Here is a 12,754-nt window from a genome sequence, read left to right as displayed (position 1 = left end):
GGTCAGCCTAGCGGTCAGCCGCCGAGTCGCCCCACGGCGGCGTCGATGCGCTCGTCGGTCGTCGTGAGTGCCACGCGGACGTGGCGATCACCGGCGGGCCCGTAGAACGACCCCGGGGCGACGAGCACGCCACGCTCGGCGAGCCAGGACACCGAGGCCCAGGCGTCCTCGTCCCGCGTGGCCCAGAGGTAGAGGCCGGCCTCGCTGCGGTCGATGCGGAACCCCGCTGCCTCGAGAGCGGGCAGGAGGTGCGCTCGGCGGGCCGCGTACCGCGCCTTCTGCTCGACCACGTGGGCCTCGTCGGCCAAGGCGACGACCATGGCCTGCTGCACCGGGGCCGGCGGCATGAGGCCCGCGTGCTTGCGCACGGCGAGGAGCTGCCCGAGCACGTGGTCGCAGCCCGCGACGAAGCCCGCGCGGTACCCGGCGAGGTTCGACTGCTTGCTGAGCGAGTAGACCGAGACGACGCCGCGGAGGTCGTCGCCGACCACGCGTGGGTCGAGGATGCAGGGCGTGGGGCGGTCGGCCCACTCGCCCGTCCACCCGAGTTCGGCATAGCACTCGTCGCCGGCGATCACGGCACCGAGTTCGCGCGCGCGGGCCACGGCGGCGCGGAGCGCCTCGAAGCCCAGCACGGCCCCGTCGGGGTTGCCCGGGCTGTTCAACCAGACCAGCTTCGTCGAGACGGGCCACTCGGCCGGGTCGTCGGAGGCGAGGGCCGTCGCGCCGACGAGGGCGGCGCCGAGCGCGTAGGTCGGGTAGGCGTTCGTCGGGTAGACCACCGTGTCGCCCGGACCGATGCCCAGCCAGAGCGCCATGCCGGCGATGAGTTCTTTCGAGCCGATGGTCGGCAGGACGTTCGAGTCGTCGAGTCCGGTCACCCTTCGGCGGCGCGCGTACCACTCCGAGATGGCCGACCGCAGAGCCGGGGTGCCGGCGACCTGCGGGTAGGAGTGCGCGTCGGTCGCGACGGCGAGGGCCTCACGGACGACCTCGGGCGTCGGATCGACGGGCGAACCGACGCTGAGGTCGACGATGCCTCCGGGGTGGCGCCGGGCGGTGGCCGCGTACGGCACCAGGGCGTCCCAGGGGAACTCGGGCAGGTCGAGCGCCACGGGGGCCGTCCTAGGCGCCGGCGCCCTGAGGGGGCAGCGCCGAGATCACGGGGTGGTCCTTGGCGATGACGCCGACCTTGGCCGCGCCGCCGGGTGAACCGATCTCGTCGAAGAACTCGACGTTGGCCTTGTAGTACTCGGCCCACTTGTCGGGCAGGTCGTCTTCGTAGTAGATGGCCTCGACCGGGCAGACGGGCTCGCACGCACCGCAGTCGACGCATTCGTCGGGGTGGATGTAGAGCGAGCGTTCGCCCTCGTAGATGCAGTCGACGGGGCACTCGTCGATGCAGGCACGGTCTTTGACATCGACACAGGGAAGTGCGATCACGTACGTCACGTCTGGGGGGTTCCCTTCGCGTCGGGCAGGGCGTCCAGCTTATCGTCTGCCGGCTGTGCCTCGACCGAGGAGGCGCGGGCCGCGTCGCGGGGCGGCGTCGCTCCCCCGGCGGCCGGGCCCCGCAATCGCGGCCACCCGAGCACCACGAGGCAGATCAGGAACACTCCGCCGAGCCAGACCAGGGCGGGCGTGTTGTCGGGCACGAGGATCGACCCCCCGGGACTCGCCTGCCACAGGACGACGAGCGCCCCGATGAGACCGACGGCGGCGGCCCCGGCCATCGCCCGCGAGCCGAAGACCGAGCGGAGACCGGCGAGGAGCGTGAGGCTCATGAGCAACGCGAGCACGAGCCCGGACCAGAACGGCGAGCCGGCGACGGTGATCGTCGACTGGTGCATGACGGTGCCGATGGTGCCGAACACGGCCCCGGCGGCGAGCGCCAGGACGAGCGCGACGACGCGTCCGCCCGTCGTCATCCGGGCCATCTCGGAATCGCCCTCGTCCACCGTCGGCTCGGGCACGAAGCGGAACGACTCGCGGACCGTCACGGGCTCGACGGCGCCGTGGGGGAACCGGATGCCGGCCCGGCCACCCGGGAGGTCGACGACCTCGACCTGACTGCGGTGGTCGCGGAGTGCGGCGAGCTTGCGAGGAGCCACGTGACGCGTGTCGGTCGTCAGCACGGTGTCGTCGGTGGCGAGGGCCTCGGCCTCCGCCCCCACGGCCGACTCGGCACCGGCCACGATCGCGAAGAACGGCACGCCGACGAGGCGGGCGGCACGCACGGCGACCCGGTTGGCCCGGACGTGGTCGGGGTGGTGGTACCCGCCGTCCTCGTCGTAGCTGATGATCGCGGTCGGGCGCACGGACTGGACGACGGCCGACAGGTCGCTCACGACCTCGCCGAACTCGGCGGCGCAGAACGCCGCGGGGTGCAGGTCGGGCGTCGGCCCGGCCACGCCGTCCGACCGCCAGACCATGCCGCTGTCGCGATAGACCCGTTCGGGGAGCCCCGGCGTGCGGGCACCGGCCGAACCGAGGAACCGGTGGTCGTCGACGCCGAGGTCTCGCATGGCGGCGGCGATCTCGCCCTCGCGGTGGACGGCGAGGGCGGCCTGGTCGGCCCGGAGGGCGGCGAGGTCGTCGGGGATCACCTCGCCCAGTTCGCCTCGGGTGCAGGTCACGACGGTGACCGCGGCACCGGCCTCGACCATCGCGGCGATCGTGCCACCCGTGGTGATGGTCTCGTCGTCGGGGTGGGCGTGGACGAAGAGCACGCGCTCGAGCCGAGGGTCGCCGGCGGTCGAGGGCGACGCGGGCGTCGGCGAGGCGGAGGAGTTCATCACTGGACAGGATATGCCGCGCCGCACTACTGTCGGTCTGGCTCAGGGCGCCCTAAGTGAGGTTAGCCTAACCATACCAGCCCGTTCGGTCCCTCGACGGTCCGACCGGTCGCCCGCGTCCCTGATCCTCATCCTGCTCGACGACGAGCTCCACTCCCCCGAGAAAGCCGTCCCCGTGCTCGCCAACTACCTCATCGGACTCCGAGAGGGCCTCGAGGCCGCTCTCGTGGTCGGCATCCTCATCGCCTACGTGGTCAAGGTCGGCCGACGCGACGTCCTCCCCCGCCTCTGGCTGGGCGTGGGCGCCGCGGTCGTCCTCTCGCTCGGCCTCGGCGCCGTGCTCACCTTCGGCACCTACGGGCTGACCTTCCAGGCCCAGGAGATCATCGGTGGCGGTCTCTCGATCGTGGCGGTGGGCTTCGTGACCTGGATGGTCTTCTGGATGGCCCGCACCGCGCGCGGCCTGCGCGGCGAACTCGAGTCGGGCCTCAGGCGAGCCCTCGGCGGTGGCGCCTGGGCGGTCGTCGCGCTGGCCTTCCTCTCGGTCGGTCGCGAGGGCATCGAGACCGCTCTCTTCGTCTGGGCCACCGTGCAGTCGACCGGTGGCGGCGCGACGCCGCTGGTGGGCGCGCTCCTCGGCATCGTCACGGCGGTCGCCGTCCAGGTGGCGATCTACCGTGGCGTGGTCCGCCTCGACGTCGCCCGGTTCTTCCGGGTGACCGGCTACTTCCTCGTCGTCGTCGCGGCGGGCGTCCTCGCCTACGGGGTGGGCGACCTGCAGGAGGCGTCCGTGCTGCCGGGCCGCGCCTCCCTGGCCTTCGACGTGAGCGCTGCCGTTCCGCCGACCAGCTGGTACGGCACCCTGCTCCAGGGGCTCGTGAACTTCACCCCGACGCCGAGCTGGCTGCAGGTCGTCGTCTGGCTCGCCTACCTCGCCGTCGTCGTCCCCCTCTTCGTGCGGGCGACCCGCCGACGTCGACCCGGTACCACGACCCCGTCCGGCTCGTCCGCGACCCTCGGCACGTCCGCCCCCTCGACCACCCCGTCACCCCGCACCGCAGGAGCATCACGATGATCGCCAGCCCCCTCCGCCCCCTCGCCGTCGCCTCGGGCGTCGCCGCCCTCGCGCTGGCCCTGACCGGCTGCGTCGCGAACGCTCCCGCCGGCTCCTCCGCGGCCACCGCCGTGACCGTCGACGGCTCCGACGACACGTGTTCGCTCTCGACCACCTCGGTCCCGAGCGGCCCCGTCACGTTCACCATGACGAACACCGGCAGCGACAACAGCGAGTTCGAACTGCTCGCCGACGACGGTCTCCGCATCATCAGCGAGAAGGAGAACATCGGCCCCGGCACGACGGGCTCGATGACGGTCTCGGTGCCGGCCGGCGACTACTACACCGCCTGCGTCCCGGGACTCGTCGGAGAAGGCGTCCGCGCCTCCTTCACGGTGACCGACTCGGGCGCGGCCGTCGAGGCGACGGGCAGCGAGAAGCAGCAGATCGACGCCGCGGCGACGGCGTACGTGGGCTACGTGAAGGACCAGACCGGGCAGCTCGTCACGGCGACCGACGAGTTCCTCGCCGCGTACACCGCCGGCGACGACGAGAAGGCCCGGTCGCTCTACCCGTCGGCGCGGGCGCACTACGAGCGCATCGAGCCGGTGGCCGAGTCGTTCGGCGACCTCGACCCGAAGATCGACTTCCGCGAGGCCGACGTCGAAGCCGGCACCGAGTGGACCGGATGGCACCGCATCGAGAAGGACCTCTGGCAGCCCGCGGCGTCCGAGAACGGAGGCGCGGCGTACGTCCCCCTGACGGCCGACGAACGTGCCCACTACGCCGGCCTGCTGACGAGCGACACGAAGGACCTCTACGACGAGGTCACCGCGGACGACTTCACGGTCGGGATCGACGCGATCGCCAACGGTGCGGTCGGCCTGATGGACGAGGTGGCCACCGGCAAGATCACCGGCGAGGAAGAGATCTGGTCGCACACCGACCTCTACGACTTCCAGGGCAACCTCGAGGGCGCCCGGGTTGCGTTCGACGGCGTGCGCGACATCGTCGACCAGAAGGACCCCGAGCTGGCGACCTCCATCGACGACCGGCTGACGAAGGTCGAGACGCTGCTCGCGGGGTACGGCAGCCTCGACACGGGGTACCCGTCGTACACCGACCTTACCGACGCCGACAAGAAGAAGCTGTCGGATGCCGTCAACGCCCTCAGCGAGCCGCTCAGCGAGCTGACCTCCGCGCTGGTCGCCTGACAGTGACGGAGGGAGGCGGCCTCTCGCGACGCGGTCTGCTGGGGCTCGTCGGGACGGGCGTCGGAGCCGGCGTCCTCGGCCTCGGGGTCGGAATCGGCACGGACCGAGCCGTGCAGGCCCATGCCGACGGGTCCTCCGGGGCCTCGGCGTCGTACCCGTTCTTCGGTCGGCACCAGTCGGGCATCGTCACCGCCGCGCAGGACCGCCTGCACTTCGCCTCGTTCGACGTCGCGGACGGGGTCTCCCGCGCCGAACTCGTCGAGCTGCTGAAGGACTGGAGCTACGCCGCGTCGAGGCTGACGGCCGGCCTCGACGTCAGCCCGACGGGCGCCACGGGCGGCAGCCCCCTGGCGCCGCCGGACGACACGGGCGAGGCCACGGGTCTGCCCGCGGCCGGGCTGACCGTGACGATCGGGTTCGGTCCGTCGCTGTTCACCACGAGCGACGGCACCGACCGTTTCGGGCTCGCCTCGAAGCGGCCTCCGGCCCTCGTCGACCTGCCCCACTTCTCGGGCGACCAGCTCGTGGCGGCCGCGAGCGGCGGCGACCTGTGCGTACAGGCCTGCAGCGACGACCCGCAGGTCGCGGTGCACGCGATCCGCAACCTCTCGCGGATCGCCTTCGGCCGCGCCTCCCTGCGGTGGTCGCAGCTGGGATTCGGTCGGACCTCGTCGACGACCCGCGGCCAGACGACGCCCCGCAACCTCTTCGGCTTCAAGGACGGCACGGCCAACGTCAAGGCCGAGGACGTCACCGCGGTGGAGGACGGCGTCTGGGCGACCGCGTCCGACGGCGCCGGGTGGATGAGCGGCGGCTCGTACCTCGTCGCGCGCAAGATCCGCATGACGATCGAGACGTGGGACCACGCCTCGCTGGCCGAGCAGCAGACGGTCGTGGGTCGGGACAAGGGCGAAGGGGCTCCGCTCTCGGGCGGCACCGAGTTCACGGCCCCCGACTTCGCCGTCGCCGGCCCGACCGGTGGCGGGCCGGCCATCGCACCCGACTCGCACGTCGCCCTGGCGCACCCCCAGAACAACGACGGGGCCACGCTGCTGCGTCGCGGCTACAACTTCGTCGACGGCAACGACGAGCTCGGCCGCCTCAACGCCGGGCTGTTCTTCATCGCCTTCAACCGGGACCCGCGGCGGCAGTACGTGCCCATCCAGCAGGCGCTGTCGCGGAACGACCGGATGAACGAGTACGTGAAGCACGTCGGATCGGGCATCTTCGCCGTTCCACCGGGGGCGTCCCAGGACGGCTGGGTGGGCGAGACCCTCTTCGCCTGACGCGACCGTCGGGCCCCGGGACTCGCCGAGACCCGCGGGACCCGCGCAGTCCGTCGGGATGCGCCGCGGTCGCTCAGACGGACGTGACGACGTAGGTGGCGATCGCCTTGCCCTCGCTGTCGGTCGAGACGGTGAGCACGACGCGGTAGGCGGTACCCGTGAACGTGCCGAAGCCGCTCTCCGCGTCGGTGTCGACACCGGAGGCCGTGAACCCGGCGGCCTCGAGTTGCTGTTGGGCGACGGTGAACTGGTCGGCACCCGAGACGGCGATCTGGGCCACCCAGCCGGTGCCGTCGGGACCGGCTCCCCCACCGCGAGTCGTCCCGGGGACGAGCGGGACCTCGGTCGGGAAGCTCGCGGGCAGGGTGCCGTCGGTCGTGATGCCGGCACCGTTCAGCGCCTCCCCGGCGGCGTCCTCGACGGCCTTCTGCGCCGTGCCCTTGAGGCTCTCGATGCCGCTGTCGACCGCGCCACCCACGATGTTGTCGACGGGCGAGCCCGCGCCGCAGGCGGTGAGGCCGGTCACGAGGCCGGCCGCCAGCGCGAGCGTGGCGGCGGAGCGGGCGAGGGTCGTCTTCTGGATCAGCACCTCGCGAGGCTAACCGCGGTCGCTGAGGGTGGGCGTGGAACGTGCCGACGATGCACGAAGGAGGCGGCCCGCAGTGGTGCGGACCGCCTCCTCGATGGGTGGTGCGGTGGAGCGGTGCTGCTTACGCGTTCTGCTTCTTCAGGCGAGCGGTGCTGCGCTGGCGGGCGCTCGCGTCGAGCTCGACCTTGCGGATGCGGATCGCGTCGGGGGTGACCTCGACGCACTCGTCGTCACCGGCGAACTCGAGGGCCTCTTCGAGCGAGAGCACCTTGGAGGGCGTCATCGACTCGAAGTTGTCGGCCGTCGACTGACGCATGTTGGTCAGCTTCTTCTCTTTGGTGATGTTGACGTCCATGTCGTCGGCGCGCGAGTTCTCGCCCACGACCATGCCCTCGTAGACCTCTTCGGTCGGCTGCACGAAGAACGACATGCGCTCCTGCAGGTTGATGATCGCGAAGGGGGTGACGACGCCGGAGCGGTCGGCGATGATCGAGCCGTTGGTGCGGGTCGAGATCTCGCCGGCCCAGGGGCCGTAGCCGTGGCTGATGCCGTTGGCGATGCCGGTGCCGCGCGTGTCGGTGAGGAACTGCGTGCGGAAGCCGATCAGGCCGCGCGAGGGGACGATGAACTCCATGCGGACCCAGCCCGAGCCGTGGTTCGCCATGTTCTCCATGCGGCCCTTGCGGGCGGCCATGAGCTGCGTCACGGCGCCGAGGTACTCGTCGGGCACGTCGATGGTCATGTGCTCGAACGGCTCCTGGAGCTTGCCGTTCTCGTCACGACGCGTGACGACCTGCGGCTTGCCGACGGTGAGCTCGAAGCCCTCACGGCGCATCTGCTCGACGAGGATGGCCAGTGCGAGCTCGCCGCGACCCTGGACCTCCCACGCGTCGGGACGACCGACGTCGAGGACCTTGAGCGAGACGTTGCCGACCAGTTCGCGGTCGAGGCGGTCCTTGACCATGCGGGCGGTCAGCTTGTGGCCCTTGACCTTGCCGATGATCGGCGAGGTGTTCGTGCCGATGGTCATCGAGATGGCCGGGTCGTCGACCGTGATGGTCGGCAGCGGGCGCACGTCGTCGGGGTCGGACAGCGTCTCGCCGATGGTGATGGTGTCGAAGCCGGCGACGGCGACGATGTCGCCGGGGCCCGCGCTCTCGGCGGGGTAGCGGCTGAGCGCCTTCGTGATCAGCAGCTCGGTGATGCGTGCGTTCTGGACGGAGCCGTCGGACTTGACCCAGGCGACCGTCTGGCCCTTCTGCAGCGTGCCGTGGAAGACGCGGAGGAGCGCGAGACGACCGAGGAACGGCGAGGCGTCGAGGTTGGTGACGTGCGCCTGCAGGGGGTGCTCGTCGTCGTAGCGCGGCGCCGGCACGTGCGTGAGGATCGCCTCGAAGAGGGGCTCGAGGTCGGGGTTGTCGGGGAGCGAGCCGTCGTCGGGCTTGTTCGTCGACGCGGCGCCGTTGCGACCCGAGGCGTAGACCACGGGGACGTTGAGGATGGCGTCGAGGTCGAGGTCGTCGACCTCTTCGCTCAGGTCGCTGGCGAGACCGAGGAGGAGGTCCTGGCTCTCGGCGACGACCTCGTCGATGCGCGCGTCGGGGCGGTCGGTCTTGTTGACCAGCAGGATGACGGGCAGTTTGGCCGCGAGGGCCTTGCGCAGCACGAAGCGCGTCTGGGGCAGAGGGCCCTCGGACGCGTCGACGAGCAGCACGACGCCGTCGACCATCGACAGGCCGCGCTCGACCTCGCCGCCGAAGTCGGCGTGGCCGGGGGTGTCGATGACGTTGATGGTGATGGGGCCGTCGGTCGCGTGGGCACCGTTGTAGAGCACCGAGGTGTTCTTCGCGAGGATCGTGATGCCCTTCTCGCGCTCGAGCTCGTTGCCGTCCATCATGCGGTCTTCGGTGTCGAAGTGCGCGTCGAACGAGTTGGTCTGCTTGAGCATGGCGTCGACGAGGGTCGTCTTGCCGTGGTCGACGTGGGCCACGATCGCCACGTTGCGCAGGTCGCTGCGGATGGCAGTCGCCATGGATGTATTCCTTACGAGAAGAGAGAGGGGGAAGTGGACGGGTCGGAGCCCGGCCAGAACAGTCTACGGCACGTGGTAAAGGGGCCCCTCCGCCGTGCTCTCGGCACGGCGGAGGGGCCCCTTCGACACCAGGAGGCGCGGGTCGACTACCGGCCGAACTCGAAGTTCGCGCCGGGGATCGCCTCGAGCAGTTCGCGGGTGTACTGCTGCGCCGGGTTCGCGAAGATGTCGTCCGTGGTGCCGGCCTCGACGACGCGACCCTTCTGCATGACGCTGACGTTGTCCGCGATGAGGCGGACGACGGCGAGGTCGTGCGTGATGAAGAGGTAGGTCAGCCCGAGTTCGGTCTGCAGGTCGGTGAGCAGGTCGAGGATCTGCCCCTGGACGAGGACGTCCAGTGCCGAGACCGCCTCGTCGAGGACGATGACGTCGGGCTTGAGGGCGAGCGCCCGAGCGACGGCGATGCGCTGGCGCTGACCACCGGAGAGCTCGTTCGGGTACCGGTTGACCGTCGACGCGGGCAGGGACACCTGGTCGAGCAACTCGCGGACGCGGGCTTGACGGCTGGCCCGGTCGCCGATGCCGTGCGTGACGAGCGGTTCGGCGATGGTGTTGCCCACGCTGTACATCGGGTCGAGCGAACCGTAGGGGTCCTGGAAGACCGGCTGGACGCGACGACGGAAGTCGAAGAGCTCGCGGCCCTTCAGCGCCCCGACGCTCTGGCCGCCGACCGCGACGGTGCCCGAGGTGATCGACTCGAGCTGGAGCACGAGCTTGGCCACGGTCGACTTGCCCGAACCGGACTCGCCCACGAGTGCCATCGTCGTGCCCCGCGGGATCGAGAAGGACACGTCGTCGACGGCCCGGAGTTCGGTCGTCTTGAAGCCGCCCTGGCGGATCTTGTAGACCTTGGACAGGTTCGTCACCGAGATGTACTCGGAGTCCTTCTTGCCGGCCTCCTCCCGCTGACGGGCGCGAGCGATGAGCTCGGCGTCGTCGGCGCCTTCGTCGGAGATCGCGAGCCCGTGGGAGTGCGTGGGTGCGATGCTCGACTGGATGCGCTGGCTGGCCAGCGAAGGAGCGGCGGCGACGAGTCGCTGCGTGTAGGGGTGCTGAGGATTGGCGAGGATCTCTTTGGACGGCCCCGACTCGACGACGCGACCCTTGTACATGACGACGAGCTTCTCGGCCCGTTCGGCGGCGAGGCCGAGGTCGTGCGTGATGAAGAGCACCGAGGTGCCGTAGTCGCGGGTCAGGGTCTCGAGGTGGTCGAGGATGCGGCGCTGGACGGTCACGTCGAGGGCCGAGGTGGGCTCGTCGGCGATTAGGAGCTTGGGCCGCGACGACAGGCCGATGCCGATCAGCACACGCTGGCGCATGCCGCCCGAGAACTGGTGGGGGAACTGCTTGAGGCGGTCGCCCGCGTCGTTGAGCCCGGCCTCCTTCAGGACGTCGATGGCTCGCTGGCGCACGGCCTGCTTGCCGGTCGCGACGCCGTTCGCCCGGATGGCCTCCTCGACCTGGAAGCCGATGCTCCAGACGGGGTTGAGGTTCGACATGGGGTCCTGCGGCACGTAGCCGATGTCGCGACCACGGATGGCCTGCATCTCGGACGCGCTGACCTTCGTGAGGTCCTTGCCCTCGAAGAGGATCTGGCCGCCGGTGACCTCTCCCGTGCCGGGCAGCAGGTCGATGATCGACGTGGCGGTCGTCGACTTGCCCGAGCCGGACTCGCCCACGATCGCGAGGCTCTCGCCCTGGCGGATCGTCAGGTCGACCCCGCGCACGGCGTCGACGTACCCGGCCTGCGTCTTGAAGCCGATCTTCAGGCCCTTGATCTCGAGCAGGGGCGTCGAGGACGACGCGGTGCCCGCCGTCTCGGGTCGGGTTGAGGTGTCGGTCATCGACGTGCCCTCGCCTTCGGGTCGAGGGCGTCGCGCACGACGTCGCCCATGAGGAGGAACGACAGCACCGTCACGGACAACGCCGCTGCGGGCCAGAAGAGGGGCATCGGCGCGACGCGGAGCGAGTTGCGTGCGGCGTTGATGTCGTTGCCCCAGGACATGGTGCTCGGCGGCAGCCCGATGCCGAGGAACGACAGCGTCGCCTCGGCCACGATGAACGTGCCGAGTGAGACGGTCGCCACGACGATGACCGGGGTGATGGCGTTCGGCACGACGTGTCGGACCAGGATGCGGAAGCGGGACACGCCGAGCGCCGCGGAGGCCGTGACGTAGTCGGCGGCCCGGGCGCTGAGGACCGAACCACGCATGACGCGCGCGATCTGGGGCCAGGCGAACACCGACAGCACGAGGGCCACGGTGAGGGGCGTCCTGGTCGGCAGGATGGACATCAACACGATGGCACCGAGGACGGTGGGGATCGCGAAGAAGATGTCGCCCAGGCGCGAGACGATCGCGTCGAGCCATCCGCCGTAGAACCCGGCGAGCGACCCGATGACGATGCCGACGATCGTGACGATGATCGTCGCCAGCAGTCCGACGGTCAACGAGGCACGGGTGCCCCAGACGATGCGGGCGAACACGTCGGTTCCCTGGAAGGTGAAACCGAGCAGGTGACCGGCCGACGGGCCCTCGTTGCTGCGGGGCAGGTCGGCGGCCGTCGGCGAGACGCTGGTGAACAGCCCGGGGAAGAGCGCCACCATGATGACGACGACGATGAGGAACGCCGCGATCCAGAACGTCGGGCGACGCTTCATGGCGTCCCACGCGTCGTTCCAGCTGCTGCGGGGCTTCTCGGACTCGTCGATCGCGTCGACGGCCTTGACGGGCGTCTCGTCGAGATCGGCGACGAAGTGGTCGGCGGACAACGCCGACGAGTCGTTACTTGGCATAGCGGATCCTCGGGTCGAGAAGGGCGTACAGCAGGTCGACGAGGAGGTTGGCGATCATGAAGATGATCACCATCACGGCGACGAACGAGACGACGGTGGGGCCCTCGCCGAGCGTGATCGCCCGGTAGACGGTTCCGCCGACGCCCTGGATGTTGAAGATTCCCTCGGTGACGATGGCACCGACCATCAGCGAACCGATGTCGACGCCGAGGTAGGTGACCACGGGGACGAGCGAGTTGCGCAGGATGTGCACCGTGACGACGCGGCCACGGGTGAGGCCCTTCGCCGACGCGGTGCGCACGAAGTCCGCGCTCGAGTTCTCGGACACGGAGGCGCGGGTCAGGCGGACGATGTACGCGAACGACACCGAGGCGAGCACGATGGCCGGCAGGACGAGTTCGTCCCAGGGCGCCTGCGAGCTGACCGTCGTGCGGAACAGGCCGAGCTGGATGCCGAAGACGTACTGCAGCAGGAAGCCGATGACGAACGTCGGCACCGAGATGAGCAGCAGGCTGACGACGAGGGCGCTCGTGTCGAAGAGCTTGCCCTTGCGGAGCCCGGCGATCAGGCCCACGACGATGCCGGCGACGGCCTCGAAGAGCAGGGCGAGCATCGCGAGCCGGAACGTGATCGGGAACGCGCGGATCAGCTCGTCGACCACGGGGCGCCCGGAGAAGGTCGTGCCGAGGTCGCCGGTGAACAGGCCGCCGATGTACAGCAGGTACTGCACGATGAACGGTTGGTCGAGGTTGTACTCGGCGCGGATGGCCTCGATGACGGCCGGCGACGGGGTCTTGTCGCCGAACAGCGCCGCCACGGGGTCACCGGGCAGCGCGAAGACCATGAAGTAGATGAGGAACGTCGCCCCGAAGAAGACGGGGATCAGTTGGAGGAGCCGGCGTCCGGTGTACCAGAGCATCAGGCTTCCTC

11 protein-coding genes are annotated in these 12,754 nt (G+C 70.4%); 3 read left to right on the top strand and 8 right to left on the bottom strand.

What is annotated here, in order from left to right; all coding sequences use genetic code 11:
* Positions 1-14: 14 nt before the first annotated feature.
* From dapC to OVA02_RS06065, 3 genes are read right to left on the bottom strand one after another with little or no spacing between them, the layout of a single operon-like run.
* Positions 15-1,115: a succinyldiaminopimelate transaminase gene (gene dapC, locus OVA02_RS06075; RefSeq protein ID WP_267659420.1), complete on the bottom strand. Its 1,101-nt coding sequence runs from the start codon at positions 1,113-1,115 to the stop codon at positions 15-17.
* A gap of 10 nt (positions 1,116-1,125) precedes the next feature.
* Positions 1,126-1,452 (bottom strand): ferredoxin, encoded by a 327-nt coding sequence (gene fdxA, locus OVA02_RS06070; RefSeq protein ID WP_043595461.1) that lies wholly within the window; start codon positions 1,450-1,452, stop codon positions 1,126-1,128.
* Positions 1,449-2,795: a PIG-L family deacetylase gene (locus OVA02_RS06065; RefSeq protein WP_159827120.1), complete on the bottom strand. Its 1,347-nt coding sequence runs from the start codon at positions 2,793-2,795 to the stop codon at positions 1,449-1,451. Before OVA02_RS06065 ends, fdxA begins: the two co-directional genes overlap by 4 nt.
* Positions 2,796-2,970: 175 nt before the next feature.
* Between OVA02_RS06065 and efeU the strand changes: the two genes are divergently transcribed.
* From efeU to efeB, 3 genes are read left to right on the top strand one after another with little or no spacing between them, the layout of a single operon-like run.
* Positions 2,971-3,870 (top strand): iron uptake transporter permease EfeU, encoded by a 900-nt coding sequence (gene efeU / locus OVA02_RS06060; protein WP_267659419.1) that lies wholly within the window; start codon positions 2,971-2,973, stop codon positions 3,868-3,870.
* Entirely contained in the window at positions 3,867-5,063 is a 1,197-nt protein-coding gene (gene efeO, locus OVA02_RS06055) for an iron uptake system protein EfeO (protein ID WP_056048703.1), read from the top strand. The genes efeU and efeO overlap by 4 nt, the downstream gene beginning before the upstream one ends.
* Positions 5,060-6,349: an iron uptake transporter deferrochelatase/peroxidase subunit gene (efeB, locus tag OVA02_RS06050; RefSeq protein ID WP_420709651.1), complete on the top strand. Its 1,290-nt coding sequence runs from the start codon at positions 5,060-5,062 to the stop codon at positions 6,347-6,349. Before efeO ends, efeB begins: the two co-directional genes overlap by 4 nt.
* 73 nt (positions 6,350-6,422) lie before the next feature.
* Here the strand turns inward: efeB and OVA02_RS06045 are convergent, their stop codons facing one another.
* From OVA02_RS06045 to OVA02_RS06025, 5 genes are all read right to left on the bottom strand, one after another.
* Entirely contained in the window at positions 6,423-6,938 is a 516-nt protein-coding gene (locus OVA02_RS06045; RefSeq protein ID WP_267659417.1) for a hypothetical protein, read from the bottom strand.
* 121 nt (positions 6,939-7,059) lie between these two features.
* Positions 7,060-8,970, bottom strand: a complete 1,911-nt coding sequence (gene typA, locus OVA02_RS06040; protein ID WP_043595466.1) for a translational GTPase TypA — start codon at positions 8,968-8,970, stop codon at positions 7,060-7,062.
* A 146-nt stretch (positions 8,971-9,116) separates the two neighbouring features.
* The gene (locus OVA02_RS06035) at positions 9,117-10,874 is read right to left on the bottom strand and encodes a dipeptide ABC transporter ATP-binding protein (RefSeq protein ID WP_123571558.1); all 1,758 of its coding nucleotides are present in this window, start codon (positions 10,872-10,874) and stop codon (positions 9,117-9,119) included.
* On the bottom strand, positions 10,871-11,824 hold the full coding sequence (locus OVA02_RS06030; RefSeq protein ID WP_056048708.1) for an ABC transporter permease: 954 nt from the start codon (positions 11,822-11,824) through the stop codon (positions 10,871-10,873). The genes OVA02_RS06035 and OVA02_RS06030 overlap by 4 nt, the downstream gene beginning before the upstream one ends.
* Positions 11,814-12,743, bottom strand: a complete 930-nt coding sequence (locus tag OVA02_RS06025; RefSeq protein WP_043595472.1) for an ABC transporter permease — start codon at positions 12,741-12,743, stop codon at positions 11,814-11,816. Before OVA02_RS06025 ends, OVA02_RS06030 begins: the two co-directional genes overlap by 11 nt.
* Positions 12,744-12,754 lie beyond the last annotated feature (11 nt).

It is taken from the genome of Frigoribacterium sp. SL97, assembly GCF_026625765.1.
Taxonomy (GTDB): Bacteria; Actinomycetota; Actinomycetes; order Actinomycetales; family Microbacteriaceae; genus Frigoribacterium.
The sequence above is the reverse complement of the archived record's forward strand: the minus strand, read 5'-3'. Positions and strand labels throughout refer to the sequence as shown.

What these genes read in the sequence shown, in the direction of transcription:
- OVA02_RS06035 (WP_123571558.1), bottom strand. Translation starts at nt 10,874, where the DNA reads ATGACCGACACCTCAACCCGACCCGAGACGGCGGGCACCGCGTCGTCC.
- efeO (WP_056048703.1), top strand. Translation starts at nt 3,867, where the DNA reads ATGATCGCCAGCCCCCTCCGCCCCCTCGCCGTCGCCTCGGGCGTCGCC.
- typA (WP_043595466.1), bottom strand. Translation starts at nt 8,970, where the DNA reads ATGGCGACTGCCATCCGCAGCGACCTGCGCAACGTGGCGATCGTGGCC.
- OVA02_RS06025 (WP_043595472.1), bottom strand. Translation starts at nt 12,743, where the DNA reads ATGCTCTGGTACACCGGACGCCGGCTCCTCCAACTGATCCCCGTCTTC.
- OVA02_RS06065 (WP_159827120.1), bottom strand. Translation starts at nt 2,795, where the DNA reads ATGAACTCCTCCGCCTCGCCGACGCCCGCGTCGCCCTCGACCGCCGGC.
- OVA02_RS06030 (WP_056048708.1), bottom strand. Translation starts at nt 11,824, where the DNA reads ATGCCAAGTAACGACTCGTCGGCGTTGTCCGCCGACCACTTCGTCGCC.